The sequence below is a fragment of the Pseudomonas sp. HLG18 genome (assembly GCF_051903985.1).
In the GTDB taxonomy this organism is placed as follows: Bacteria; Pseudomonadota; Gammaproteobacteria; order Pseudomonadales; family Pseudomonadaceae; genus Aquipseudomonas; species Aquipseudomonas fluorescens_BT.
In genome coordinates, this window is the sequence record NZ_CP195831.1 from 2,705,676 (window position 1) to 2,729,229 (window position 23,554).

A 23,554-nucleotide genomic window follows, 5' to 3' on the forward strand; every position below is an offset into this window, starting at 1 on the left:
GAGACATGGTGGACGGTTTTTAGATCCTCTTACCTGCCGTAACAATCTGCAAGTTCAAGTCGATTCGGGCGATACGATGTCTACTCCAGTAGACATCGTGGATGCCATCCTCCGCTGTTTCCCTGATCGCTATCGACAGCCCGTGAAATGCTTTTCCGATTGAGTATTCACGGTTCCTCCAGTAAATCTCGCCCTTCACCTGGACCTTTCTGACCACATCTCCGTCGGCGTATTCCGGCGCCATTTGCTGCTCCTGATACTCCCGAGGGCTGCTGCTGTAGCGAGTCGCCGGCACCTGCATATCCAGCGCTTGATGAGGACGTTTCTGGTTGTAGACATCACGCCAGATATCAAATGCCTGTTGTGCGCTGTTGAGGTCCGTGAAGTGCCGACCTTGCAGCACTTCACTCTTCAGGCTGCGGTGGAAACGCTCCAGTTTTCCCTGGGTCTGCGGATGATAAGGCCGGGAGTGACCTACCTTGATGCCCTGACCCATCAGCCAGACTTCCAGCGCGGTATAAACCCCAGTCTGGTCACCCCAGGGCGAACCGTTGTCCATCGTTATACGCAAAGGCAAGCCGTAACGCCGAAAGACCCGGATTAGATGCTCCTGGACGGTGTCGCGCTGCTCATTGGCGCACGCGGCGATACACATCGAAAACCGCGAGTGATCGTCCAGTATCGTCAATGGATGGCAACGCCCCTGACTCAGGCTGAAATGGCCCTTGAAGTCCATCTGCCAGAGATCGTTGGGTGCTTCATGCTCGAACCGGATAAACGGTTTGATCTCAGCAGCCTTTGGATCAACGCGCGAATGACGCTGTAAAACTGCATGCACAGTACTGACGGAAGGCATCGCTAAACCTTTGTCTTCCAGCACGCGTTTGAGCTTGCGAGCGCCCCAAGCCGCGTACTCCTGACTCACGGTCAGAATCTGCTTCTCCACCTCGTCAGCACAACGTTTGGGGGACGTCTTCGGTCGTCGTGACTGATTGTTCAGCCCCTCAGCCCCTGTTTTTTCAAACCTGCTGAGCCATTTGTAGGCAGTGCTTGGGCTGATGTTGAATCGACGGCAAAGCTGCCGAACATTGGCCCCTTCTTGCCGAGCCAAAAGCACGAATTCTGTACGTAGCTGCACGGTAGACACCTCTTCCCAAGACACAGGCCATCTCCTTCGCGATGAGCAATGTGTCTATTTAAAAGTGTCCACCATGTCTCCGAACACCTGTCCACCATGTCTCCGGTACATACACTCCCAGAGGGAGAGGGAACTGATTGGGGGATATTGCCGTAATACATCGACCTGAAAGATCTGCAGTGAATCCATAATCGACTCGGTTTTTCAGGTCGATGTATCCCTCAATACACCTCGGTCGGCCCCCTCTCCCTCCGGGAGAGGGCTGGGGTGAGGGAAAGCGGTCGACGCAGAAATCCGAGCATTCAAATCCCGAAACGCGCCCACCCCGCCACCAACTGCGCACTGATACTCACCCCGCCACACACCACAATCACCACATCCCGAGCCTCCGCCAACGCCGGGTGATCGAGGTAGGCCACCGCCAGCGACACCCCGCACGCTGGCTCCACCAGTTGCCGCAAATCACTGGCGTAACGCACCACGCCCATGATCGCGTCGTCATCGGACAGCACCAGGCATTCGTGATCGAACTCGCCGATGTGCTGCACCGGCCACTCCGCTACCTGAGCGGCACCCAGGGAGGTGGCGACGGTGTCGATCTTGCTCAGGCGCACCGGGTGACCGGCCTCGACGGCGGCGGCAAACGAGGCGGCGCCGCGGGTTTCGCAGGCGATGATCCGGCAGTCACGCCGGTCATGGCGCAGCAGTCCGGTAAGGATCCCTGCCAGCAATCCCCCGCCGCCCACAGAAGTGACCACCGTGTCGACCTGCGGGCAGTCTTCGAGGATTTCATCGATCATCGTGCTGTGCCCTTGCCACAACACCGGGTGGTCGAAGGCCGGAACATATTCGGTGTCCGTCGCACTGGCCAATTCACGGGCGCGCTGGTTGGCCTCGTCCCAGACCTTGCCATGCACAATGACTTCGGCGCCGGTGCGGCGGATGCGCGCGCGGGTCGCTTCCGGGGTGGTGTGCGGCACCACGATGCAGGCTTGCAGACCCAGGCTGGTCGCCGCCACCGCCGTGGCGAGGCCGGCATTGCCGCCGGACGGGCAGACGACTTTGCGCTTGCCCTGCGCCGCCGCCTGACTGCACAACAACCCCATGCCCCGCAGCTTGAAGGAGCCGCTGGGTTGCAGGTTTTCCAGTTTCAGCCAGATACGCCGGGAGGTGGTCGACAGGGTCGGATGGAGGATCAACGGCGTGCGGATGTGCAACATGGCGGGCTCCTGTTGAGGTCACGTCCGGACGACCGCTGCGCCGGAGCGTGGACGAATGCAAGGTGAACGTCCCTGCCTGAAGCTTAGTTCACCCCGCCCCCAACGTTGAACGCCGGGGATCGTGCCGGGATCTACACTGAACGGATCAGCCGTGAGGTGCCTATGAAAATGTCAGCGCAAATGACCGTCGTCGCGGTGCTTGCCACCCTTGCCTATCTGGGTCTGGCGATGTGGGGCATCGGTGGCGTGGCGGTGTTCTTTTCCCACGGGGCCTTGGTGGTCGTGACCCTGGCGACGTTGGTGATGGTGGTGGTGTCGTTGTTCAGCGAAGTGAACCTGAGCTCCGGTGAACGTGAAGACCGGGCCAATCGCTGGGTGATCCCGGCGTTCGGCGTGATCGGTCTGGTCAGTGCGTTTCTGCCGGCTTACTGCGACCGCATCGGTTTCTGGACCATTGGTCGCGAAGGCACCCGCTGGCTGGGAGCGTTGCTGTTCATTGCCGGCGGTGCGTTGCGGTTGTGGCCGGTGTTTGTGCTGGGGCATCGGTTCAGCGGCCTGGTGGCGATTCAACCGGGGCATCGTCTGGTCACCGATGGCATCTACACGCACCTGCGCAATCCCAGCTATCTGGGGCTGGTCGTCAATGCTTTAGGCTGGGCGTTGGCGTTTCGGTCGGTGGTCGGGATCCTGCTGGCAGCGCTGACCCTGATCCCGCTGATTGCCCGTATCCACTCAGAAGAGGCCCTGCTGCGCACCCGGTTCGGCGCCGAATACGATGCCTATTGCGCACGCAGCTGGCGGTTGTTGCCGGGGGTTTACTGAGGTTGCAGACGCAACTGGCCGTCGCTGTCGATGCTCAGCGTAACGTCGCAGTAACTGGCGATGGTCGCGTGCCGCGTCTCGACCGGATGCTGGTGAGTCGCGGTAATGATCATCAACGGCGCACCCGCCGCTTCAGCCGCCTGAATACCGACGGTCGCATCTTCGAATATCAGGCAATCGACCGGGTCCAGCCCCAGACGCCTGGCAGCCAGTCGGTAACCGGCCGGATCAGGTTTGCCGGCGCTCACGTCTTCGGCCGTGATCATCACCGCAGGCTCGGGAATCCCCGCCGCCGCCATCCGCCGCAACGCCAGATCCCGTGGTGCCGAGGTCACCATGGCCCACTGATTTGCCGGCAACGACTTGAGAAACACCGCCGCACCAGGAATCTCGACAATGCCTTCAACGTCTTCGATTTCCGCTTGGGTGATGAACGCCGCTTGCGCCTCGGCGTCAACGCCCGGCAGGTTCAGACGCGTGATGGTATCGATGGCGCGCACGCCGTGGATGGTCGGCAGGAACGTCTCGACATCCACGCCATGACGCTCGGCCCAGGCAGCCCAGATCCGCTCGGCGGCGGCGATGGAGTTGAGGACGGTGCCGTCCATGTCGAACAGGAACGCGCCGAACGCGCGATTGAAAACAGCATCTTGAGCGGACAAGGGATCGCATCCTTAGGCAGAGCCGGGCAAATGTGCCCGGCAATGTAGCATTTGCCGCTGGCCTCAGTGCAAACGCGGCGCCTTGGATTTGAACGCGTCGTCCACACAATCGAGCAACTGGCCGATGGCCCAGGGCTTCTTGATGAACGCCACCGGATGGCGGACGCCGGAGGTCTCCGGCGTTTCATAACCGGACATGACCATCACCGGTTTTTCCGGCCAGCGTTCGCCCACCAGATTGGCCAGGTCCGCCCCATTGAGGGTGCCGGGCATGGTGATGTCGGTGAGCAGCAGCGCGACTTCCGGCGCGTGCTTTTCCAGGTATAGCGACGCCGCATCGGCACTGGTCTGCGGCTCGACCTTGAAACCTTCCTCCTGAAGAATTTCGCACAGAAACTCCAGAATCAACGGATCGTCTTCCACTACCAGAATCAACCCGCCAGGAAGGTGCGCGCTCGACGTCGGAATTGGACACATGAACTGGCACTCCCTGAATTGCATGAACGATTTAGCGGCATGATCCCGCTGCTTATCTGGTATGAGCGGCGCCTCGTACATAAATTCATTTTTGATACAGGTCTTTTCGATAACGTCGGTCGGCGGACCATCGCCATGGCGCATTTGTGGTTAAAATGCCCGCCCTTTTGCTGGCCGATTCCGATTGATGAACCCTCAAGCCCTCGCCGTTCTCCACGCCCACCTGCTCACCGCGCTGACTTCGGCACCGGCCGAAACCCGGCGTCTGTTCCACGGGCGCGGGCGTTGCTGGCCGGGGCTGGAACAGGTCACCGTGGACTGGCTGCAAGGCGTGGTGCTGGTGTCGCTGTTCAAGGAACCCGAGGCTTCGCAGCTGGAAGACCTCAAGCGCCTGCTGCTGGAAATCACCGGCTCGGCGCCATGGCAGCAGTCCGGTGCCCACACCCTGCTGATCCAGCACCGTTACCTGCCGCAAAGCACTGCCGAATGGCTGCTGGGGGAAGAGATCGAGGAGATGACCATCGTCGAGGGCGGGCTGAAATACCGCGTGGATCTGGGCCGCAAGCAGAACGCCGGGCTGTTCCTCGACATGCGCTACGGGCGCAACTGGGTGCGCGAACAAGCGGCGGGCAAACGGGTGCTGAACCTGTTCGCCTACACCTGCGGTTTTTCGGTGGCGGCCATCGAAGGCGGTGCCAGCCATGTGGTCAACCTCGACATGTCCCGCGCCGCGCTGAGCCGGGGCCGCGACAATCACCGCCTGAACGGGCATGACCTGAGCAAAGTCAGTTTCCTCGGCCACGACCTGTTCAAATCCTGGGGCAAGGTGATCAACAGCGGCCCGTACGATCTGGTGATCATCGACCCGCCTTCATTCCAGAAAGGCAGTTTCCTGCTGACCAAGGATTACCAGCGCGTGCTGCGCCGCCTGCCGGAACTGCTGACGGCACAGGGCACGGTGCTGGCGTGCATGAACGATCCTTCGTTCGGTTCGGATTTCCTGATCGACGGCGTGACCCAGGAGGCGCCGAGCCTGCGTTTCGAGCAACGGCTGGAAAATCCGCCGGAGTTTCCCGACGTCGATCCTGAAAGCGGCCTGAAGGCGCTGCTGTTCAAGCAGATCGGCTGACCTGCTCAGCGCGGCCGCAACACCAGCGCAAACAATTCGCCATGCCCGGTGACATTGAGCTTGTGATAGAGATTGCGCCGATGCACCTTCACGGTCTCCGGCGATATGTTCATGCGCTGGGCGATGGCCTTGCTGGAAAAGCCCTGAAGAATCAGGCGCGCCGTATCGATTTCGCGCACGGTCAGGCGGGCGTCGAAACGATCCAGCAATGCGGCCAGATCACCGACCGGCGCCTCAACGACTGCGCCTTGCGGCGGCATCAATTGCACATGCCGACGCATTGCTGACAGCACCCAGTCCCGCACGCAGAGCAGACGCCCCTGCTCCTGCAAACCGAACGCCGTCGCCCGGCCCATCGACAAGCCGAGCACACCGTCATCGGTGTTGACCAGAAATTGCAGTTCATCCGCGCCGACCACAGAACGGAAGTAGCTCAGGTAGTACTCGCTGTGCAGAAACTGGTCCGGCGCCACGGACGCGAGGCTGTGCAAACCGTCGGCGATCCCGGAGACGGCGGCCTGGTAGAAGGGATCAAGCAGGTACATGCCGGCACAGTAACCGGCCAGTTCTTCCTGCTCGTCGGCACGGCCCTGACTGTCGAAGTCGATCAGCAACTGCGGCGGCCGCCCCGCCTGCATCACCGCCACCAGCGCATTGTCCAGCGGCACCAGCAATCGCAGCGTATCGACCAGCGCCCGCCAGAAACCGTCCTGCCCCACCGTGGCGAACACTCGCGACAGACTCTGATGCACCGGCAATTCCTGCAGCAACGCGTCCACGCACTACCCCTTTCGAGTAACCCATGATGGGAATGGGTGTGGCGCAGCCCGCCCGATAGGCTGACCACTCCTGTTCATCACCGGCCTGCCAACAGGCCAGGAGTGCCGCATCATGCGTGGTCATCGTGGGTATATCAACCTGGGTCTGATGGGCGTTTTGTCCGCAGCACTGAGCGCGCAGGCGGCCGATGCGCCGAGCGTGCATGTCTACAACTGGTACGACTACATCGGCCCGAACACCCTGCATGACTTCAAGCGTGACAGCGGTATCGAACCGGTCTACGACACCTTCGACAGCGCCGAAGTGCTGGAAGGCAAACTGATGACCAGCCGCAGCGGCTACGACGTGGTGGTGGCGAGCAACTTCAGCCTGCCAACCCTGATCAAGGCCGGCGCCCTCGCCCCGCTGCCCCGCGATCAACTGCCGGGCTGGAAGAACCTCGACAACGATCTGCTGCGCAAACTGGCCAACAACGACCCCGGCAACCAGTACGCCGTGCCGTATCTGTGGGGCACCAACGGCATCGGCTACAACGTCGACAAGGTGCGCGCCGCGCTGGGCGACAAGGCCCCGGTGGATTCCTGGGATCTGGTGTTCAAGGAAGAGAACCTCGCCAAGCTCGGCGAGTGCGGCGTGGCGATGCTTGACTCGCCGTCGGAAATGCTCCCGGTTGCGTTGCACTATCTCGGCCTGCCGCCCAACAGCACCAACGCCGAGGACTATCAGAAAGCCGAAGCGCTGCTGCTGAAACTGCGCCCGCACATCGCCTACTTCAATTCCTCCAAATTCATCAGTGATCTGTCCAACGGCAACATCTGCGTGGCGGTCGGCTGGTCCGGCGCGATGCTCGAAGCCAAGACCAACGCCGAGCAGGCCGGCAACGGCGTGAAGATCCAGTACAGCCTGCCGAAGGAAGGCGCGCCGGTGTGGTTCGACACGCTGGTACTGCTCAAGGACGCACCGCATCCGACCCAGGGCCTGGCGTTCATCGACTACCTGCTGCGGCCCGAGGTGATTGCGCCGGTCAGCGATCACCTGTCTTACCCCAACGGCAATCGGGCCGCCACCGCGCTGGTCGGCGAAGCCACCCGCGACAACCCGGCGGTGTATCCGTCGGCCACGGCGATGGCCACGCTGTTCACCCTCGAGCCCCTGCCCAAAGCCACCGAGCGGGTACGCACGCGGGTCTGGAGCAAGGTCAAGAACGGCCAATAATCAACATTGAACAGAGAAGAAAACACCATGAAACCAAGAGCCCGCGATCTCCATATCCGCATCGGCCAACTGCAGCCCGGCCCGCTCAACGCCATCACCGACGTACCCGGCGTGCGGGTCGGCCACAGCAATGTGCGCGGTCAAAGCGCCAGCGGACGTGATGTCTGCAGCGGCGTCACCCTGATCGAACCTCGCGCCGGATCGACCAATGCGCAACCGTGTTTTGCCGGCGTTCACGTACTCAACGGCAACGGTGATGCCACGGGGCTGGAATGGATTCGCGAAGCCGGCCTGCTGACCAGTCCGATCGCCTTCACCAACACCCACAGCCTCGGCGTGGTGCGCGACGCCTTGATCGAACTGGATCGAGCGCAGCAACCGGACGACGGTCGTCTCTACTGGAACATGCCCGTGGTGCTGGAGACCTTCGATGGTTTGCTCAACGACATCAACGGCTTTCACGTGAAGCCCGGGCACGTGGCCGAGGCGATGAGCAATGCCGTTGACGGCCCGGTTCAGGAAGGCGCAGTGGGCGGTGGCAGCGGCATGATCTGCCATGAATTCAAGGGTGGGATCGGCACCGCGTCGCGCCGCTTGAGCAAGGCTCAGGGCGGCTGGACGGTGGGCGCCATCGTCCAGGCCAACCATGGGATTCGCAGCGAACTGCGGGTCGATGGCTACCCGGTCGGGCGTTACATGGAACAGGTGGATTCGCCGTTCCTGCGCGCTTCGCTGCCGCACCCGGGCATGGGTTCGATCGTGGTGTGCCTGGCCACCGATGCACCGTTGCTGCCGCATCAATGCACGCGGCTGGCACAACGGGCCAGTCTCGGTCTGGCGCGTACCGGCGGTGGCAACGAAGACCACAGCGGTGACATCTTCCTCGCCTTCGCCACTGGCAACGGCCACATCGCGCCCGCCGCCTACGAGGGCAAAGGCGCGCCAACCTGCGACGGCTTGCGGATGGTCAACAACGACCACATCAGCGAGCTGTTTCTGGCGGCGACCGAGGCCGTTGAAGAGGCGATCATCAACGCCTTGCTGGCCAGCGACAGCACCGAAGGCAACGGGCATTCGGTGCCGGGGCTGGATGCCGCCACCCTGCTCGCCGCTCTCGAAAAAGCCGGCTGGCCGGGCGCTCGCTGAAACCGTTCGCAAAGAGCTTCAGCGAAACAGCCCTTGTCCGAGTTCACGCGCTGCCTGCAGCTGGATCGCAGGATCGCCCGACTCGGACTCCAGCAACAACGCCGAGCCCGCCACCGTTGCACCGCAGTAATCGAAGATGCCGTGATCGATCTGCGCCTTCATCGCTGCGCCGTAGCCGTGGCGTTCGTAAGTACGTGCATCCGCCCCGCCGAGTGCGACCAGTTGCACACGCAGTCGTCCAAGTTTCTTCAGGGTCGAATCGCCGTCGAAATCAAACGCCCAGCCATTGCTGAACACCCGCTCAATCCAGCCTTTGAGCAGGGCCGGCATCGACCACCAGAAAACCGGATAGACCAGCACCAGCGCATCGGCGCGATCGATTCGCACCTGCTCGGCCAGAACGTCTGCCGGCGGTGCGGACTCGCGGTGGTGCACGGCCCAGTCGGCCACACCGAAACGCGGATCGAATGCCTCGGCGTGCAGGTCAGCGATTTCGAAGGTGTTGGACGAATCACTCTCCGACAGGCCTTTGGCAATCTGATGCGCCAGCCCATGGGTCAGCGAGCGGGGATCATCATGGTCTACAACAATCAATGCATGCATGGGGGAAAACTCCGGTTGGTGATTGCTGACCAAGGGCTTATCCTTTCGATAAGTTACACTTGGTAAGCTACAATTAGTAAGTTACCTTCAGTAAGTTACGTTTGGTATATAAGCAATGTCAACCACTGAAATCCCCGAACCCGCTCAACCGCGCCGACGCCTGTCCCGGGAAGACCGTCAGCGCCAGTTGCTCGACATGGCCTGGCAATTGATTCGCGAAGAAGGCACCGATGCCCTGACGCTGGGTTATCTGGCGGAAAAGGCCGGCGTGACCAAACCGGTGGTGTATGACCACTTCATCACCCGCGCCGGTTTGCTGGCTGCGCTGTATCAGGATTTCGACAGGCGCCAGACGGCGTTGATGGATGCGGCGCTGGCCGATGCCGAGGCGACCCTGAGTGGCACCGCGACGGTGATTGCCACGGCGTATGTCGATTGTGTGCTGACCCAGGGCAACGAGATCCCGGGGGTGATCGCCGCCCTGGCCAGCACGCCGGAACTGGAGAAGATCAAACGCGAATACGAGGCGATTTTCCTGGAGAAATGCCGCAGTGTGCTGTCGCCGTTCGCTGACGGTGGTGACATTACCCAGGCGGGATTGCGTGCCATGCTCGGCGCCGCCGAGGCGTTGTCCCAAGCCGCGGCCACCGGCGAAATCAGCCCGGCCGAGGCCCGTGAGGAGCTGTCTGCGAGCATCGCAGCGATGGTCGAAAGGGCCGCCGCCAATGCCGCAAAAGCAAGTGACTGACGGTACTTGAGACCGTCCGTGCACCTTCCTAGGATGGAGATACGCAGTCGCTTGGTTTGCCAAACCGTTGCGTAGGTGCGGGTGTCCTGAACCCCAATCAAGCCCGCACCTTGTTCATGCGCATCTTGAGCCTCACGGGCTCTACTTCCTCCCCATCAAAGAGTCTTGAGGCTCTTTTTTTGTCTCCGAAAATCAGCGCTCCGGTTCGCGACGGATCGAACGCCACGCGGCCTGCGCCAGCAGCTCGCGATAAGCCTTCGGACTGCCCTGCACTCTTCCCGACAACCACGCCCGGCAATAGCTGTCGGCCTGACCGACGATCAGCGATGGCAGCAATTCGGCCGGGCAATCGTTGAGTTCGGCGGCGCGCCCGGATTCGGCCAGCCAGGTGCGCAGCCCCAGATTGCGGGTCTTGTTGCGAGCGGCGAGTTCGTCCTTGTGCGGCCCCCGGGTCACGGCATAACGCGCGTGGTACTGGAATCGCGCCCATTCAGGCTGGTTCTCGACCCAGTCCACATAACTGAAAACCAGGGCCTGCACGCCCTCTTCGGTGGTCGTCGCGTCGGCCAGATACGCATCGCGCAAACGCGCCTGATCTTCCAGTGCGGTGAAAAACAACGCGGCCACCAGCCCTTCCTTGTTGCCGAAGTGGTGGTAGATCGCGCCGACACTGGTGTCGCACTCGGCCCTGATCATTTCGATGGTCGTGGCCTCGATACCTTGTTCATTGAACAGGCGCAAGGCTTTGCGAAAGATGTCGCGCTTGAGTTCGGCCCGTCGTCCGGGGTAGCTGCGCTCGAGTAGATCTGCGGTGTCCATGGGGTTGAAGGCCTGGTAAATCCTGTTGAAAGGCACACCCGTGCCGGTAATCGAAACGCGCCTAGGTTGACAGATTTCCCGCTGACAGAATACCGTTCCGTTACAGAACAATATTCTGTAACGGAATATCATTCTGTAAACTCATCCAATCACGAGGATTTCCCATGAGTCAGTTTCTCGCCATGTTCACCAGCGCCGGCCCACAAGCGTTCAGCCAGATGGCCTGTCAGGTCGCGCCGTATTTCAGCAGCATCAATCCGTTGGTCAGCGAGCTGCGGGCAGGCTCGGCGACTGTACAAGTGCCGTTTCGCCGCGAGATCACCAACCACCTTGGCACCGTCCACGCCATCGCCATGTGCAACGCCGCCGAGCTGGCCGCCGGGATGATGACCGACGTGTCGATTCCCGCCGGCGCACGCTGGATTCCAAAGGGCATGACGGTCGAGTACCTGGCCAAAGCCAAATCCGACGTGACCGCCGTGGCCAATGGCGAAGGACTGGACTGGCAGACCGAAGGCGACAAGATCGTGCCGGTCGACATTCACGATGCCGAGGGCAAGAAAGTGTTCACGGCGCGGATCACCATGAACGTGAAGCTGTCCTGAAATCACGGGCACAAAAAAGCCCTTGTTGCCGTCATCGCAACAAGGGCTTTTTGCCGTTGGCCGGATCAGTGCACGGTCAGGCGCTGGCGGACAAATTCCTCGGTGTGGCGCGTGACTTGATCCAGGTGCCGGTCGCGCTGTTTTTCGGCATCGACCATCGCCCGTTTGCCATGTTTGTGCAGGAGGTAGGTGTGAATCTGCTGCACTTCCAGCGAGCGGTAGATCGGCGTGGTGTCGATAAAACCGCGCAAGCCGTTGCTGCGGTAATGCCGGGTGCTCATCAGCACCTGAGTCTCCAGCTGGCCCAGCACTTCAAAGCCCAGCGCCTCGAAATACGGGACTTTACCCACGCTGCACGTCAACTCGGCATGGGGGTAACGCGTCACCATGTCGGCGATCAAAGCCCGGGCCACACCCTGACGGCGGTACGGCTGCCGGACCGCCAGATACGCCACGTTGCATGCCTCCCAATCGCCCTGCACCGGCAAGTACAACAGGAAGCCGATCACCTGCTCCGGGTCATCCTCATCAGTGGCCACCAGCAGTTCCACTTCGGTGCCCTTCTCGCCGTTCAGCGCCTCCAGATACAAATGCACTTCGTAGCCGACCGCGTATTGATAAACGTTGTACAGCAGGTTGCTCGGGCCCAGACCGATGGCGCTGATGTCGGTCAGGTAATCGACCACCATTTGCAGGATCTGGCTGTTGACGCCTTCGGGGCACGGGGATTTGTAGTGGGTGATGCGGGGCATGACGGGTGAACTCCGGCGGTAAAACAAAAGTTGCCGGGCGGGTTGAGCGGCCGGCGAACCGCGACATCATACCCTGTGCAAGCCTGACAAAAATTTCATCTGCCCGAGAACGGATATTTCGCCGATTTGGCGTCCAATTCTTCAGCTGCGTTCAATTCCCGACGCAGGCCCTGAGGAGTTGTCATGAACGTTCTGCGTTCCCTGTTGAAATGGCGAAAAGCCCTGCTGCTGGTGCCGGTGACGCTGGCCACGCTGGCCAGTTCCCCTGTGTTTGCCCAACCCGAAATGATCATCCGCGAAGCACCGCCACCGATGCGCATGGAACCGATGCCCGGCCCACGGCCCGGTTATGCATGGGATCGCGGCCACTGGCGCTGGGAAGGCCGGGGTTATGTCTGGATGCCCGGTCACTGGCAACCGGTGCGTCACCACGGCGCACGCTGGGAACCGGGCCACTGGCAGGCGCGCGGGCCGAACTGGTACTGGATTGAAGGTCATTGGGTGCGTTGATCGCTCGCCAGCCCGCCAACGTCATACACCAGGAAAATCATCATGTCGAAAACCATAAAAACCTTGCTCGCCGCCTCGCTGGTGGCAATCACACTGTCGGGCTGCGTCGTCGAACCGGTGCGCCCGCATCGCCCACCGCCGGTGGTGGAGGTCGTACCGGCCATGCCTGCGCCGGGTTATCACTGGGTCGCCGGGCATTACCGCTGGGCCGGCAACCAATGGCGCTGGGTGCCGGGGCACTGGCGGGCGTATTGAGGCCGCTCACTGGGCCGGTGCAACCACCTTGAACTTGATCGCGATGTCGTTCGAAACCACGGTGTCGGCCCACTCCCCGGCACCGAGGCCGAAGGCATCGCGCTTGAGCACCAGTTCACCGTCGAAGATGCCGATGCTGCTGTCCGGTTTCACATGCACCGGCACTTGGACTTCATGGGTGATGCCTTTGAGCGTGAGCTGGCCGGCAACCAGATAGTGGTTGTCATCGACCCGGCTGAAACGGGTCGATTCAAACACCGCCACCGGGAATTTTTGCGTGTCGAACCATGCGGGTTTCACCAGCTCGGTGTTGGCGTCTTCACTGCCGGCATCGATGCTGGTGAGGTCGATATGCAACGTGGTGCGGGCGTTGCTCAGATTTGCAGTGTCGAAATCCAGCGTCGCGTCGAACTTGCCGAACGTGCCATACATCCGCGAGCCCATCTGGTTGTAGGTGAAACTGATCTGGCTGGCGGTAGTGTTGACCCGGGTGTACTCCACGGCCTGCGCCGCCGGCATGACGATCAGGCAACACACGGCAGCCAACAACAATCGAATCGACATGGGATGCTCCGGTGCCTCGGTGGACCTCGACTGACTTAAGCAAACATCCGACGCTAATGCCAGCGCCCACAGCGGTTATTCATTCAAACCAGCCGCTCGATCTTCTGATGCTGCCAGACCCGTTTGTAGTACAGCGTCTGCAAGACCAGCATCCCGAGGTACGCTACCGGAAACGCCATCCACACACCCTGCAAACCAAACTGCCCGTCCAGCCAGTACGCCGCCGGCAATTGCACGCCGACCACGCAAATGATCGCGATGGCCACCGGCACCAGCACCGTGCCGCTGGCGCGCATGATGCCGCCGACGATCGCCTGGAAGCCGAAGATCAACAGGCTCCACAGCATGATGTGCAGCAAGTGCTCGGCCATCGCCCGGGTCGAGTCTTCGGTCAGGAACAGCCCCAGCAGCCAGTGCGACAACAGATAACCGAGCACGATCAAGCCACCGGTCAGGCACACGTTGATCCACAGCCCGGTGCGCAGGATCGGCCCCATCCGCTCCAGCCGCCCGGCACCGATTGCCTGGGCACCGAGGATCGACGCGGTGATCGCAATCGACAGCGCCGGAAACTGCACGTAGTTGACGATCTGCGTCACCGCGCCATAGGCCGCCGTCGCCTGGGAGCCGTGCTGGTTGACCAGCGCCAGAATGACGAGCTCCGACAGCGACAGCACAATCATCTGCACCCCGGTCGGCAGGCCGATGCGCAACACCTTGCCGAGAATCTCGCCGTCCAGGCGCAGCGCCGCGAAGAACTCCCGGTCCGGCGCCAGCGGATGGCCCTTGCGAATCAGACTCCATGACAGCCACGCCATCGATGTCAGCGTGCCGGCCAGACCTGCAACCGCCGCGCTCTGGATCCCCAGTTGCGGCAAGCCGATCCAGCCGCGAATGAACGCCGGGGTCAGCGCCAGGCCGACAATGGTCGACAGCAGCAGCGCCAGCATCGGTGACAGTGTGTCGCTCACCCCGCGCAACAGCTGAGTGAACAGCACGTACACCAGCACAAACGGCAAGGTCCACATCATCACCCGCGCATAGGCCACCGCGTCATCCAGCACATCAGCCGGCGTGCCCAACCCCTGCAGCGCCTGACGCGCGAACACACTGCCAAACACCGCCGCCACCAGCCCGATCAACACCCCCAGCAACAGCGTCGCCCCGGCGATCGCCTTCACCATGTGCGACTCGCGCGCGCCCCACGCCTGCCCGATCAACACCCCGGCCCCGGCACCCAGACCGATGACCAGCGCGATGAAGAAAAAGATGATCGGAAACATTCCCGACACCGCCGCCAGCGCCTGAGTGCCGAGCATCTGGCCGATGTAGATGCTGTTGACCGTACCCGACATCGACTGCAGGAAATTCGACAGCACCATCGGGGCGAGGAACAGCAGGTAGGTTTTCCAGAGCGGTGTTGGGGCGGTGGTTTGCATTGCAGGGAGATCCATCTCGACAGCCAGGAACAGATTGAGGGTAGCTTCGGCGAGTTCCGAGCGATGAGCAATGAACTTCTCGGATATTGCAGAAGTTTTCATCTGCGCCCCTCAAGGCTCGACAGATTCATCCTCATCGCTGATTGTTTTCCCTCACCCCCAGCTATGGCTGCTTCGGGTTTTGACTCTTTTTTTGCAGCCGTAAACCGTCTGTCTGGCACCCGGCTTCAAGTGCGTGCTGCAGATCCTGTTGCGATTGAGCGCTGACAGGGGACGAGTAATCGGCGGCCAGATAATAGAAGCCTTCGGCACGTGCCTGTTGCGCTTCAAGCAACGTCGGTTGCCCCAACAATCTTATCCGTGCGAATGGATCTTCATCCGTCTTGGGTGGTTCAACCGTGCGCTCGAAACAGTACGCATGGCTAACGGCAAACGGGTAATAGCCCAGGTAGGCATCCTCGGCGTTCAACACATTGCGCAAAAGCATCCGGCTCTCGTCGTAACGAGGCGTCTTGGGAACCGTGTCACTGCACTTTGCATAAACGATGGCGCCGACCAGCAGACCTTTTCTGGCGGAGTCGCCATAGAGGGCGCAGGCCTTCTCACGTTTTTGTTGCAGATCGGGATTCATCGGGTCGCCGAACTCTGTCATCCGCGCTTTGTAAAATGCAGCGGCGGCATTACCTTCGGTGATGGACTGAGCCAGGTAGCGTTCAGCCTTGTTTTTGTTCTCAAGAATTTTTTCACCCACAATTTTCGCTTTTGCCTTGTCCGGCGAGTCTTCGGTCGCCATCAACAGAAGCTCTTTCGACAACGCTTGTCCGTCCCAGTATGCCGTGAGGTATTGATTGAACGAGTCAGTACCGGGCGGCTCCGTCTCGGCAACAGCGGTTGAACACACAAAGAAAATCATCAGTGACATCAGATTGCGCAGCATCGAAATTCCTTTTTTTCTCGGAGATCACCACCGAGCCATTAATAGAGACAAGCCTGTATCGGTCGCCAACGAAGGGAGTTGAATGCAAGTTGCAGGTGCCCTCTTCTGCATAACCGTGATAAACCGCAGGCTTGTTCATAACCGTTGAGATCATGCCCCATGCCTCGCGCCTTGCGTTTATCTGCAGTCGTTCTTTTGTCTCTGTGTGCCGGTATCGCCGGCGCAGCCGCGCCCTCTCCAGCTCCCAAGACTCTGCAGCCATTGGTGGCAACCCTGAACGAACGCCTGAACATCGGCGACCTCGTCGCCCTGACCAAATGGGACAGTGGTAAGCCGATCCAGGACAGTCCCCGCGAAGCCCAGGTCATTGCCAATGCCCGAACGCTGGCCACCGAACGCAAACTCGACCCGGAAGACGTCGCGCAATTGATCGCCGCGCAAATGGAAGCCAACAAACTGGTGCAATACGGTTTGCTCGCAAAGTGGCAAGCGGCCGGTGCTGCGCCGGACACGCCGCGTCCGGATCTGGGCAAGCAGATTCGGCCGCGCCTGGATGAGCTGCAATCCCGCCTGTTGCAGCAATACGCCGACTTCACGCCCTATCGTCACGACCCGAACTGCCCGGTATGGCTGGCCAAGGCACGCAGCGGTTTGACTCAAGATGCACTGCACGAACTGGCCCTGACTCGCGCCACCGGCGAGCTATGTATCCGGGCAACCGCCCCGTGAACCGGGGCTTGGGCATCCATCGCCGGCATCGATAGTCACCATCACGCCAATGAAGTTCTCATAAAAAATCCCGGGCGTAAGATCGGCTCCATACCCAACAAACAACACCCCGGAGCACACGATCATGAAACGCCAAATCCTTCTCGGCATCGCTTTCTCGGTTCTTGCAGTCAACGCTTTTGCAGCCAAACCCGCTCACACCCTGATCGCCGAAGGCGGTTCGGATCGGTTGATCGAACACCGTGTAGCTGAAGGGGGTTCTGATCGTCTGCTGGAACGTCGCGTTGCCGAAGGTGGCTCGGATCGTCTGCAAGAACGCCGCGTTGCCGAAGGTGGCTCGGATCGTCTGCTGGAACGTCGCGTAGCTGAAGGTGGCGCTGATCGTCTGCTGGAACGTCGCGTAGCTGAAGGTGGCTCGGATCGTCTGCAAGAACGCCGCGTTGCCGAAGGTGGTTCGGATCGTCTGCTGGAACGTCGCGTCGCATGACCTGAACGCTCTTTCCCAAGACAAAGAAAAGCCCGGCCTGATCAGCCGGGCTTTTTCACATCCAACCGTCGCTTACTGAGCGGTTTTCAGCTTGACCACGTCACCGGAGATTTTGGTGGTGTAGCCGGTCAGAACCCATGCCCAGAACCAGTTTTCCTGAACCTGGGTGTTGATCATCGCATCGCCGCCGCGGGCTTTGATCGCGGCATCCTGTGCGCGGACGAAACGGCTGTTCTGGCGGATCGGGATCACGCCGAACAGCAGCAGACCGGTAGCGGTGGCTTCGCTGTGGCCAATCACGGTGTACTGGCTGCTGTCGTATTGTTTGGTGTTCATCGGGGTGCCGGTGCAACCTGCCAGAACCACACCGAACAGTGCGGCGGCGACGACTTTGCTGAGGTATTTCACTGCAAGACTCCATGGGTAAACGCCCGGGATCCATCTCTCGGGCGGCGCACACTTTACCGGAGATAGTGGCACATTAGTATCAATCACGACATTTTTCATGAAGCGCCATCGGCACAGCGCCTCATGAGTCACTTCAAGTATTGGTTTTCAGTTGGGTCCACAACCGCGTCGTCAGACGGGCAATTGCCGCCGGCAGCCCTGAACAATTTGTCCATTCTTTCGGCAGCCTGGCAGCTGAATGAGCTAGACGTCCTACTCGGATTGAAACGTCTGAAGATACGCCAACAGATTGTCGATCTTCTCCTCGTCACTCAGCCCCCAGAAGATCATCCGCGTCCCTGGCACCACACCTTTCGGGTCCTTCAGATACGCCGTCAGCGTTTCGCGGTTCCAGGTGATGCCAGAGTTCTTCATCGCATCGGAGTACACGTAGTTCGCCGACGTTCCCGCCGGACGGCCGATGATGCCGTTGAGCTGTGGGCCGAATCCCGGGCGGGCGGATTCGCCGACCTGATGGCAGCCGCCGCACAGACGCGGGAAGATTTTGCCGCCGGCCTCGGCGTCGCCGGCCGCATAGGTGGCTGTGCTGAGCAGGCCTGCGCTGAGGATCAGAGCGAGGGGCAGTAACGCGGTGTTTTTCATCGGGAGTATCCAGATCTTCGGCGGCGCCAAGGGTAATCCTGCGGGGAGCGTTGCGCTACAGGTAAGCCGCGATCACCTGCCGGACTTTGAGCAAGGCTTGACGCAGGACAAGCATGTCCACCGAGCCCAGCGCCAGCCGGATCGCGTGGGGCACATGGGCCGACACGGTGAACGGCTCGGCGTTGGTGACCGAAATCTGCGCCTTCATCAGCTCGATCACCACCTGATCGGATCGGGCGTCTTCCGGCAGCGGCAGCCACAGGAAATACGAAGACGGATGGCCCATGCTCGGCAAGCCTTGCAGGACTTCCGCGGCCAGCACCTGACGGGCCCGGGCGTCAGCACGCTTTTGCGCCTCCAGCCAGGTAACGGTGCCGTCGTCGAGCCAGCCGCAGGCAATCGCGGTCATCACTCCGGGTGTGTTCCAGGTGGTGGCGCGGATGATGCGTTCCAGTGCCGGGACGATTTTCAGCGGCGCGGCGATGAAGCCGACACGCAGGCCCGTGGCGATGTTTTTCGAAAGTCCCGAGACGTACACCGTGCGCTCCGGCGCCAGATCCGCCAGCGGTGGTGGCGGGTTATCGACCAGAAAGGCGTAGGCAGCGTCTTCGATGATCGTCAGATCATGCTGTCGTGCAATCGCCACCAATTGTTCGCGCTGCGCCAAAGGCATCACCCAGCCGAGCGGATTGTGCAGGGTCGGCATGCTGTACACGGCACGCACCGGGCGACTGCGACAGAGTTTGTCGAGCGCCGCCAGATCCGGCCCGTGCTCGGTCACGGGGAGCGCGACCACTTCAAAGTGCAGCGCATCGGCGAGCACCTTGAAGCCGGAATAGGTCAGCGCATCGGCCGCGATCACATCGCCGGGATTGAGTTGTGCCATCAACGTCACCGCCAGACCTTGCTGGGCGCCGTTGACGATCAACACCTGCTCGGCGTCGACACTCAGGCCTCGGGCTTGCAAGTGCCGGGCAACCGAGGCCCTTTCATGCTGGCGCCCGGCGTGAGGTTGATAACGCAGCAGCGCTTCGAGATCGCCGGACAGCGCCAATTGCCGCAAAGCAGTGCGCAGCAGATCAGCCTGCCCCGGCAGCGACGGGTAGTTGAAGTTAAGGTCGATCATGCCAACGGCAATGTCTTTCTGGTCGATCCCCTGCCCCGGCAATAACGAGGTTTCCCGAACAAACGTGCCCCGGCCGGTTTCGCCGCTGACCAGGCCCATGGCCTCAAGCTCGGCGTACACCCGCGAGGCCGTGACCAGCGCCAGCCCTTCACTCGCCGCCAGTTGCCGGTGGGTCGGCAAACGCGTGCCGGGTAACAGGCGACCGCTGCGAATATCGGCGGCGTAGGTATCAACGAGCGTCTTGTAACGGGAGCGCGGCATGTCGGGATGTATCCATGACAATTCTTTGATTGTGCTGATTCTCAACCCTAGGATGAACCCCAGGCAACCCCACCCTTGAGCATGACCCAACATGGAACGAACCACGGATCTGCCCGCGCCAACCCTGGAAAAAACCAGTGGCTGGATCAATGGTTTCATCGGCGTCGTGATTTTCAGCGGCTCGCTGCCGGCCACGCGGCTGGCGGTGCTGGAATTCGACCCGGTATTTCTCACCGTCATCCGCGCCACCCTCGCCGGGGTGCTGGCGCTGTGCCTGTTGTGGCTGTTTCGCGAACGTCGCCCGGCGTGGAATCAGTGGATGTCGCTGTTGATTGTCGCGCTGGGCGTTGTCGTGGGGTTCCCGCTGTTGACCGCCCTCGCGCTGCAATACGTGACGTCGGCGCATTCCATCGTGTTTGTAGGACTGCTGCCGCTGGCAACGGCGATTTTTGGCGTGCTGCGCGGAGGTGAACGGCCGCGCCCAGTGTTCTGGGTCTTTTCGGTGATGGGCAGTTCGCTGGTGGTCGGTTTTGCGGTTTCCCAGGGACTGACCACCTCGCCCACCGGGGATCTGTTGATGCTGGCGGCGATTCTTGCCTGCGGACTCGGCTATGCCGAGGGCGCAAAACTGTCACGCACCCTCGGCGGCTGGCAGGTGATCTGCTGGGCGCTTGTGTTGTCGTTGCCGGTGATGGCCGTGCTCAGCGTATGGCGGGCGCCCGCCTCGTTCAGCGGTTTCAGCGTCTCGGCGTGGGTGTGCCTGACTTACGTTTCGCTGTTCAGCATGCTGATCGGTTTTGTGTTCTGGTATCGCGGCCTGGCCCAGGGCGGGATTGCGGCGGTCGGACAGTTGCAGTTGTTGCAGCCATTCTTCGGACTGGCACTGGCGGCGACGTTGCTGCATGAGCAGGTCAGTGTCGGCATGTTGGTGGTCACGTTGGGGGTGATCCTGTGCGTGGCCGGGGCGAAAAAATTCGCCAGATAATCTTCAGCTCACTCCCGCTTTCCACTCCCGTGGACTGAGCCCGGTCTTGCGCCGAAACGCCCGGGCCAGCGCCGAAGGACTTTCATAACCAACCTCTTCGGCAATCAAGGCAATCGGCCGACCCTCGCGAAGGCGTTTCTGCGCGAGGCTGATCCGCCAGCTCACCAGATAATCCACCGGCGTCTGCCCCACCACTCGCCGAAAATGCTCGGCAAACCCGGCACGGGACAAATGTGCGGTCGCGGCCAGTTCGGCGACGCTCCAGGCTTTGGCCGGTTGGTCGTGCATCAGGCTCAATGCGCGGGCAATCTTCGGATCCGCCAACCCCGCCATCATGCCCGGCTGCTGATTGTGACTGCTGATGAGGTAGCGCAGCAGCAGAATCACCAGCAATTCGAACAGCCGATCCATCACGGCCTCGCGCCCGCAATGACCGTCGAATGCTTCCTTGAACAGCCACTCCAGGGTAGTGGCCATTTCCGGAAGGTCGGCAAGTTTCAGCACCAGATAATCCGGCAGTGCCGCCGCCAGTGCGTTGCCCGCGCCGCCGTCAAATGTCAGCGAGGCGCACACCAATTGCGTGTTCATCGCCTCGTCGGCGAACAATCGGTGGGCAAACGGTCGAGGGAAGAAAATCAGCGTCGGTTCATTGAGGGTGAGTTCCGGTTCATTTCCCGGTTTGAGCAGCACTTGCCCGGCCTGCAACAGATGCACATGGCCACAGATCTGATCGCCGCCGTACGCGCTGATGCCGCAGAAAGTACCGCTGTGGAAGGTGCCGGCATTCACGCCGAAGTGACTGAGCAACGTGGACAAGCGATCCATGAGAGCAACTCCGGGGCAACAGTTTCGGACGATCTGTCGCATATCCTCGACGATTTGCATCCAAAACACCAGTCGCGCTCAATAACATGACCTCCATCCCCGGCGCACTTCGCACCGGAACTTCGGAGAATCACCATGAGCCGTATCGCCCCGATCAGCATTGAAAACGCCACCGACGCCACTCGCCCGACACTGGAAGGCGTGCAGAAAAAAATCGGTTTCCTGCCGAACCTGTTCAAGACCCTGGCCGTCGCGCCGGTTGCGCTGGATGCCTACGTGCAAATCTCCGCGACACTGGGCAAAACGTCCCTGAGCGCCAAGGAAAAAGAAGCGGTGTACCTCGCCACGTCGCAGGTCAACGGCTGCGATTACTGCCTGGCGGCGCACACTTTGTTTGCCGGCAAGGCCGGGTTGGCCGCAGAGGAAATCATCGAGGCGCGTCATGGTCGGCTGAATGCCCTCGCCACCCTCGCCCATCAACTGACGCAAACCCGTGGTCACCTGAATGATGAACAGATCGGCGCCGCCCGCGCTGCCGGCATCGACGACAAGAAGATCATCGAAGTGATCGCCACCGTCGCCGCGCAAACCCTGACCAACTACCTCAACAACGTGGCGCTGACCGACATCGATTTCCCGGCCATCGACGCCTGATCAGTGATCGGGGTCGATCTCAGTCGTGATCGACCCCGGCACGTTTCAGCAATTTCTTGCAACGTTCGGACAGGTGAAACACCTGCAACTGCTTGCCGGCCTTGGCGTAGCGTTCGCGCAGGGTTTTCAGTGCGGCGATGGCCGAGTAATCGACAAAGCTCAGGTGCCGACAGTCCAGTGTCACGCGCTGCGGGTCATTGGCCGGGTCGAACTGATTGAGGAACGGCGTGGTCGAGGCAAAAAACAGCGTGCCATGCAGGCGATAGAGTTTGCTGCCGTCCGCTTCCAGATGCTCATCGGCGTACAGCTCGCGCGCTTGCTGCCAGGCAAAATTCAGCGCCGCGATGATGATCCCGCACAACACTGCCGTGGCCAGATCGGTGAACACCGTAATGATGGTCACCGCGATGATCACCAGCACATCGTTGAGCGGCACTTTGTTCAGCACCCGCAACGAGGCCCAGGCAAACGTCTGCTGCGACACCACGAACATCACCCCCACCAGCGCCGCCAGCGGAATCCGCTCGATCAGCGGCGACAGAAACAGAATGAACAGCAGGATCAACACCCCCGCCACCACCCCGGACAACCGTCCGCGCCCGCCGGAACTGAGGTTGATCACGGTCTGGCCGATCATCGCGCAACCGCCCATGCCGCCAAACGCACCGGAGACCATGTTCGCCGCCCCCAGCGCCACACACTCGCGATCCGGATAACCACGGCTTTCGGTGATTTCATCGGTGAGGTTGAGGGTCAGCAGGGTTTCCAGCAGGCCGACCAGCGCCATCAGGATGGCGTAAGGCGCGATGATGCGCAGGGTGTCCAGCGTCCACGGGATGTCCGGCAGCGCGAACTTCGGAAGACCACCGGCGATGTGCGCCATGTCACCGAGGGTGCGAGTTGGCAGACCGAGCAGATAAACCAGCAAGCCGACGCCGAGGATCGCCACCAGCGCCGGCGGCACGGCGCGAGTCAGACGCGGCAGAATGTAGACGATGGCCATGGTCAGCAGCACCAGCCCGGTCATCAGGAACAACGGCGTGCCGCTGAGCCACTGCTCGCCGCTCTTGAAATGCTCCAGTTGCGCCAGCGCAATGATGATCGCCAGACCGTTGACGAACCCGAGCATCACCGGATGCGGCACCATGCGCACCAGCTTGCCCAGGCGCAACAGCCCGAACGCCATCATGATCAAACCGCCGAGCAACACCGTCGCCAGCAGGTACTGCACACCGTGCTGGACCACCAGCGCGACGATCACCACCGCCATCGAACCGGCCGCTCCGGAGACCATGCCCGGCCGGCCGCCGAACAGCGCGGTCAACGTGCAAATAATGAAAGCGCCGTACAGGCCCATCAGCGGATTGAGATGAGCCACCAGCGCAAACGCAATGCATTCGGGCAACAGGGCGAACGAGGTGGTGAGTCCGGCCAGGACATCGGCGCGCAGACGAATAGGTTTCATGGCTTACCTGACAGCGCGGCCGAGACTGGCGGCCGCTGTATTCGCGGAAAAAGAGGGTTGCGGATGTTACGCAAATGCCGGGGAGCGGGCCAGCGATCACTGACAGGGGCGGCCCGGCGCTCTATGCTTGCGCACTTCGTTGATCAACGGG

28 protein-coding genes are annotated in these 23,554 nt (G+C 61.2%); 12 read left to right on the forward strand and 16 right to left on the reverse strand.

The window, feature by feature from the left end:
• Positions 1-19: 19 nt before the first annotated feature.
• A complete protein-coding gene (locus ACSPX5_RS12410; protein WP_439821800.1) occupies positions 20-1,162 on the reverse strand; it encodes an IS481 family transposase in 1,143 nt (380 codons plus the stop codon).
• Between the two features lie 278 nt (positions 1,163-1,440).
• A complete protein-coding gene (locus ACSPX5_RS12415) occupies positions 1,441-2,358 on the reverse strand; it encodes a pyridoxal-phosphate dependent enzyme (RefSeq protein ID WP_439821801.1) in 918 nt (305 codons plus the stop codon).
• Positions 2,359-2,520: 162 nt separating this feature from the next.
• Here ACSPX5_RS12415 and ACSPX5_RS12420 point away from each other — a divergent pair, with 162 nt between their 5' ends.
• Complete coding sequence (locus tag ACSPX5_RS12420; RefSeq protein WP_207863906.1) at positions 2,521-3,180, forward strand: methyltransferase family protein; 660 nt, start codon at positions 2,521-2,523, stop codon at positions 3,178-3,180.
• On the opposite strand, the gene ACSPX5_RS12425 is transcribed toward ACSPX5_RS12420, so the two are convergent.
• Both ACSPX5_RS12425 and ACSPX5_RS12430 read right to left on the reverse strand, forming a co-directional pair.
• Entirely contained in the window at positions 3,174-3,842 is a 669-nt protein-coding gene (locus ACSPX5_RS12425) for an HAD-IA family hydrolase (RefSeq protein WP_439821802.1), read from the reverse strand. The two genes, ACSPX5_RS12420 and ACSPX5_RS12425, sit on opposite strands and share 7 nt — an antisense overlap.
• 63 nt (positions 3,843-3,905) lie before the next feature.
• Complete coding sequence (locus tag ACSPX5_RS12430) at positions 3,906-4,319, reverse strand: response regulator (protein ID WP_169430890.1); 414 nt, start codon at positions 4,317-4,319, stop codon at positions 3,906-3,908.
• A 187-nt stretch (positions 4,320-4,506) separates the two neighbouring features.
• Between ACSPX5_RS12430 and ACSPX5_RS12435 the strand changes: the two genes are divergently transcribed.
• The gene (locus tag ACSPX5_RS12435; protein ID WP_439821803.1) at positions 4,507-5,448 is read left to right on the forward strand and encodes a class I SAM-dependent methyltransferase; all 942 of its coding nucleotides are present in this window, start codon (positions 4,507-4,509) and stop codon (positions 5,446-5,448) included.
• A 5-nt stretch (positions 5,449-5,453) separates the two neighbouring features.
• Here the strand turns inward: ACSPX5_RS12435 and ACSPX5_RS12440 are convergent, their stop codons facing one another.
• Positions 5,454-6,227, reverse strand: a complete 774-nt coding sequence (locus ACSPX5_RS12440; RefSeq protein WP_169430892.1) for a helix-turn-helix transcriptional regulator — start codon at positions 6,225-6,227, stop codon at positions 5,454-5,456.
• Positions 6,228-6,339: 112 nt separating this feature from the next.
• Between ACSPX5_RS12440 and ACSPX5_RS12445 the strand changes: the two genes are divergently transcribed.
• Positions 6,340-7,443 carry a polyamine ABC transporter substrate-binding protein gene (locus ACSPX5_RS12445; RefSeq protein ID WP_439821804.1) on the forward strand — a complete coding sequence of 368 codons (1,104 nt, stop codon included), beginning with the start codon at positions 6,340-6,342 and terminating at the stop codon, positions 7,441-7,443.
• Between the two features lie 27 nt (positions 7,444-7,470).
• Positions 7,471-8,589, forward strand: a complete 1,119-nt coding sequence (locus tag ACSPX5_RS12450) for a DmpA family aminopeptidase (protein WP_439821805.1) — start codon at positions 7,471-7,473, stop codon at positions 8,587-8,589.
• A gap of 18 nt (positions 8,590-8,607) precedes the next feature.
• Here the strand turns inward: ACSPX5_RS12450 and ACSPX5_RS12455 are convergent, their stop codons facing one another.
• Positions 8,608-9,192, reverse strand: a complete 585-nt coding sequence (locus ACSPX5_RS12455; RefSeq protein ID WP_439821806.1) for an NAD(P)H-dependent oxidoreductase — start codon at positions 9,190-9,192, stop codon at positions 8,608-8,610.
• Between the two features lie 115 nt (positions 9,193-9,307).
• Here ACSPX5_RS12455 and ACSPX5_RS12460 point away from each other — a divergent pair, with 115 nt between their 5' ends.
• Positions 9,308-9,940: a TetR/AcrR family transcriptional regulator gene (locus tag ACSPX5_RS12460; RefSeq protein ID WP_439821807.1), complete on the forward strand. Its 633-nt coding sequence runs from the start codon at positions 9,308-9,310 to the stop codon at positions 9,938-9,940.
• Positions 9,941-10,132: 192 nt separating this feature from the next.
• On the opposite strand, the gene ACSPX5_RS12465 is transcribed toward ACSPX5_RS12460, so the two are convergent.
• Positions 10,133-10,759, reverse strand: coding sequence for a TetR/AcrR family transcriptional regulator (locus ACSPX5_RS12465; protein WP_169430897.1), 627 nt, complete (start codon positions 10,757-10,759; stop codon positions 10,133-10,135).
• A 164-nt stretch (positions 10,760-10,923) separates the two neighbouring features.
• On the opposite strand from ACSPX5_RS12465, the gene ACSPX5_RS12470 reads away from it, so the two are divergent.
• Positions 10,924-11,364, forward strand: coding sequence for a hotdog fold domain-containing protein (locus ACSPX5_RS12470; RefSeq protein WP_169430898.1), 441 nt, complete (start codon positions 10,924-10,926; stop codon positions 11,362-11,364).
• 65 nt (positions 11,365-11,429) lie between these two features.
• Here ACSPX5_RS12470 and ACSPX5_RS12475 read toward each other — a convergent pair whose 3' ends face one another.
• Entirely contained in the window at positions 11,430-12,116 is a 687-nt protein-coding gene (locus tag ACSPX5_RS12475) for a GNAT family N-acetyltransferase (protein ID WP_169430899.1), read from the reverse strand.
• Positions 12,117-12,299: 183 nt separating this feature from the next.
• Between ACSPX5_RS12475 and ACSPX5_RS12480 the strand changes: the two genes are divergently transcribed.
• The gene (locus ACSPX5_RS12480) at positions 12,300-12,626 is read left to right on the forward strand and encodes a YXWGXW repeat-containing protein (protein WP_439821808.1); all 327 of its coding nucleotides are present in this window, start codon (positions 12,300-12,302) and stop codon (positions 12,624-12,626) included.
• Between the two features lie 42 nt (positions 12,627-12,668).
• Positions 12,669-12,881 (forward strand): YXWGXW repeat-containing protein, encoded by a 213-nt coding sequence (locus tag ACSPX5_RS12485; protein WP_169430901.1) that lies wholly within the window; start codon positions 12,669-12,671, stop codon positions 12,879-12,881.
• A gap of 6 nt (positions 12,882-12,887) precedes the next feature.
• Here ACSPX5_RS12485 and ACSPX5_RS12490 read toward each other — a convergent pair whose 3' ends face one another.
• The 3 genes from ACSPX5_RS12490 to ACSPX5_RS12500 form a co-directional block, all read right to left on the reverse strand.
• A complete protein-coding gene (locus tag ACSPX5_RS12490; RefSeq protein ID WP_323160197.1) occupies positions 12,888-13,445 on the reverse strand; it encodes a YceI family protein in 558 nt (185 codons plus the stop codon).
• A gap of 83 nt (positions 13,446-13,528) precedes the next feature.
• Positions 13,529-14,884 (reverse strand): MATE family efflux transporter, encoded by a 1,356-nt coding sequence (locus ACSPX5_RS12495; protein ID WP_169432668.1) that lies wholly within the window; start codon positions 14,882-14,884, stop codon positions 13,529-13,531.
• A gap of 163 nt (positions 14,885-15,047) precedes the next feature.
• The gene (locus ACSPX5_RS12500; RefSeq protein WP_323160196.1) at positions 15,048-15,821 is read right to left on the reverse strand and encodes a hypothetical protein; all 774 of its coding nucleotides are present in this window, start codon (positions 15,819-15,821) and stop codon (positions 15,048-15,050) included.
• Positions 15,822-15,980: 159 nt separating this feature from the next.
• Here ACSPX5_RS12500 and ACSPX5_RS12505 point away from each other — a divergent pair, with 159 nt between their 5' ends.
• Both ACSPX5_RS12505 and ACSPX5_RS12510 read left to right on the forward strand, forming a co-directional pair.
• The gene (locus tag ACSPX5_RS12505) at positions 15,981-16,550 is read left to right on the forward strand and encodes a chorismate mutase (protein ID WP_439821809.1); all 570 of its coding nucleotides are present in this window, start codon (positions 15,981-15,983) and stop codon (positions 16,548-16,550) included.
• A gap of 124 nt (positions 16,551-16,674) precedes the next feature.
• Positions 16,675-17,037, forward strand: coding sequence for a hypothetical protein (locus tag ACSPX5_RS12510; protein ID WP_439821810.1), 363 nt, complete (start codon positions 16,675-16,677; stop codon positions 17,035-17,037).
• Positions 17,038-17,109: 72 nt separating this feature from the next.
• On the opposite strand, the gene ACSPX5_RS12515 is transcribed toward ACSPX5_RS12510, so the two are convergent.
• From ACSPX5_RS12515 to ACSPX5_RS12525, 3 genes are all read right to left on the reverse strand, one after another.
• Positions 17,110-17,445, reverse strand: coding sequence for a hypothetical protein (locus tag ACSPX5_RS12515; protein ID WP_169430906.1), 336 nt, complete (start codon positions 17,443-17,445; stop codon positions 17,110-17,112).
• Positions 17,446-17,697: 252 nt separating this feature from the next.
• The gene (locus tag ACSPX5_RS12520) at positions 17,698-18,087 is read right to left on the reverse strand and encodes a c-type cytochrome (protein ID WP_169430907.1); all 390 of its coding nucleotides are present in this window, start codon (positions 18,085-18,087) and stop codon (positions 17,698-17,700) included.
• A 55-nt stretch (positions 18,088-18,142) separates the two neighbouring features.
• Positions 18,143-19,474 (reverse strand): PLP-dependent aminotransferase family protein, encoded by a 1,332-nt coding sequence (locus ACSPX5_RS12525; RefSeq protein ID WP_439821811.1) that lies wholly within the window; start codon positions 19,472-19,474, stop codon positions 18,143-18,145.
• A gap of 91 nt (positions 19,475-19,565) precedes the next feature.
• On the opposite strand from ACSPX5_RS12525, the gene ACSPX5_RS12530 reads away from it, so the two are divergent.
• Complete coding sequence (locus tag ACSPX5_RS12530; RefSeq protein ID WP_439821812.1) at positions 19,566-20,459, forward strand: DMT family transporter; 894 nt, start codon at positions 19,566-19,568, stop codon at positions 20,457-20,459.
• Positions 20,460-20,462: 3 nt separating this feature from the next.
• Here the strand turns inward: ACSPX5_RS12530 and ACSPX5_RS12535 are convergent, their stop codons facing one another.
• Positions 20,463-21,284, reverse strand: a complete 822-nt coding sequence (locus ACSPX5_RS12535) for a cupin domain-containing protein (protein ID WP_439821813.1) — start codon at positions 21,282-21,284, stop codon at positions 20,463-20,465.
• A gap of 135 nt (positions 21,285-21,419) precedes the next feature.
• Between ACSPX5_RS12535 and ACSPX5_RS12540 the strand changes: the two genes are divergently transcribed.
• Positions 21,420-21,938: a carboxymuconolactone decarboxylase family protein gene (locus ACSPX5_RS12540; RefSeq protein WP_439821814.1), complete on the forward strand. Its 519-nt coding sequence runs from the start codon at positions 21,420-21,422 to the stop codon at positions 21,936-21,938.
• 19 nt (positions 21,939-21,957) lie between these two features.
• On the opposite strand, the gene ACSPX5_RS12545 is transcribed toward ACSPX5_RS12540, so the two are convergent.
• Positions 21,958-23,403: a SulP family inorganic anion transporter gene (locus tag ACSPX5_RS12545; protein WP_439821815.1), complete on the reverse strand. Its 1,446-nt coding sequence runs from the start codon at positions 23,401-23,403 to the stop codon at positions 21,958-21,960.
• Positions 23,404-23,554: the final 151 nt, after the last annotated feature.

Excerpts from the sequence above, each read along its gene's own strand:
- ACSPX5_RS12510 (WP_439821810.1), top strand. The coding sequence starts at position 16,675 with ATGAAACGCCAAATCCTTCTCGGCATCGCTTTCTCGGTTCTTGCAGTC.
- ACSPX5_RS12530 (WP_439821812.1), top strand. The coding sequence starts at position 19,566 with ATGGAACGAACCACGGATCTGCCCGCGCCAACCCTGGAAAAAACCAGT.
- ACSPX5_RS12535 (WP_439821813.1), bottom strand. The coding sequence starts at position 21,284 with ATGGATCGCTTGTCCACGTTGCTCAGTCACTTCGGCGTGAATGCCGGC.
- ACSPX5_RS12430 (WP_169430890.1), bottom strand. The coding sequence starts at position 4,319 with ATGTGTCCAATTCCGACGTCGAGCGCGCACCTTCCTGGCGGGTTGATT.
- ACSPX5_RS12435 (WP_439821803.1), top strand. The coding sequence starts at position 4,507 with ATGAACCCTCAAGCCCTCGCCGTTCTCCACGCCCACCTGCTCACCGCG.
- ACSPX5_RS12500 (WP_323160196.1), bottom strand. The coding sequence starts at position 15,821 with ATGCTGCGCAATCTGATGTCACTGATGATTTTCTTTGTGTGTTCAACC.
- ACSPX5_RS12450 (WP_439821805.1), top strand. The coding sequence starts at position 7,471 with ATGAAACCAAGAGCCCGCGATCTCCATATCCGCATCGGCCAACTGCAG.
- ACSPX5_RS12525 (WP_439821811.1), bottom strand. The coding sequence starts at position 19,474 with ATGCCGCGCTCCCGTTACAAGACGCTCGTTGATACCTACGCCGCCGAT.
- ACSPX5_RS12520 (WP_169430907.1), bottom strand. The coding sequence starts at position 18,087 with ATGAAAAACACCGCGTTACTGCCCCTCGCTCTGATCCTCAGCGCAGGC.
- ACSPX5_RS12420 (WP_207863906.1), top strand. The coding sequence starts at position 2,521 with ATGAAAATGTCAGCGCAAATGACCGTCGTCGCGGTGCTTGCCACCCTT.
- ACSPX5_RS12495 (WP_169432668.1), bottom strand. The coding sequence starts at position 14,884 with ATGCAAACCACCGCCCCAACACCGCTCTGGAAAACCTACCTGCTGTTC.
- ACSPX5_RS12505 (WP_439821809.1), top strand. The coding sequence starts at position 15,981 with ATGCCTCGCGCCTTGCGTTTATCTGCAGTCGTTCTTTTGTCTCTGTGT.
- ACSPX5_RS12460 (WP_439821807.1), top strand. The coding sequence starts at position 9,308 with ATGTCAACCACTGAAATCCCCGAACCCGCTCAACCGCGCCGACGCCTG.
- ACSPX5_RS12490 (WP_323160197.1), bottom strand. The coding sequence starts at position 13,445 with ATGTCGATTCGATTGTTGTTGGCTGCCGTGTGTTGCCTGATCGTCATG.
- ACSPX5_RS12470 (WP_169430898.1), top strand. The coding sequence starts at position 10,924 with ATGAGTCAGTTTCTCGCCATGTTCACCAGCGCCGGCCCACAAGCGTTC.
- ACSPX5_RS12485 (WP_169430901.1), top strand. The coding sequence starts at position 12,669 with ATGTCGAAAACCATAAAAACCTTGCTCGCCGCCTCGCTGGTGGCAATC.
- ACSPX5_RS12415 (WP_439821801.1), bottom strand. The coding sequence starts at position 2,358 with ATGTTGCACATCCGCACGCCGTTGATCCTCCATCCGACCCTGTCGACC.
- ACSPX5_RS12455 (WP_439821806.1), bottom strand. The coding sequence starts at position 9,192 with ATGCATGCATTGATTGTTGTAGACCATGATGATCCCCGCTCGCTGACC.
- ACSPX5_RS12445 (WP_439821804.1), top strand. The coding sequence starts at position 6,340 with ATGCGTGGTCATCGTGGGTATATCAACCTGGGTCTGATGGGCGTTTTG.
- ACSPX5_RS12545 (WP_439821815.1), bottom strand. The coding sequence starts at position 23,403 with ATGAAACCTATTCGTCTGCGCGCCGATGTCCTGGCCGGACTCACCACC.
- ACSPX5_RS12465 (WP_169430897.1), bottom strand. The coding sequence starts at position 10,759 with ATGGACACCGCAGATCTACTCGAGCGCAGCTACCCCGGACGACGGGCC.
- ACSPX5_RS12540 (WP_439821814.1), top strand. The coding sequence starts at position 21,420 with ATGAGCCGTATCGCCCCGATCAGCATTGAAAACGCCACCGACGCCACT.
- ACSPX5_RS12475 (WP_169430899.1), bottom strand. The coding sequence starts at position 12,116 with ATGCCCCGCATCACCCACTACAAATCCCCGTGCCCCGAAGGCGTCAAC.
- ACSPX5_RS12480 (WP_439821808.1), top strand. The coding sequence starts at position 12,300 with ATGAACGTTCTGCGTTCCCTGTTGAAATGGCGAAAAGCCCTGCTGCTG.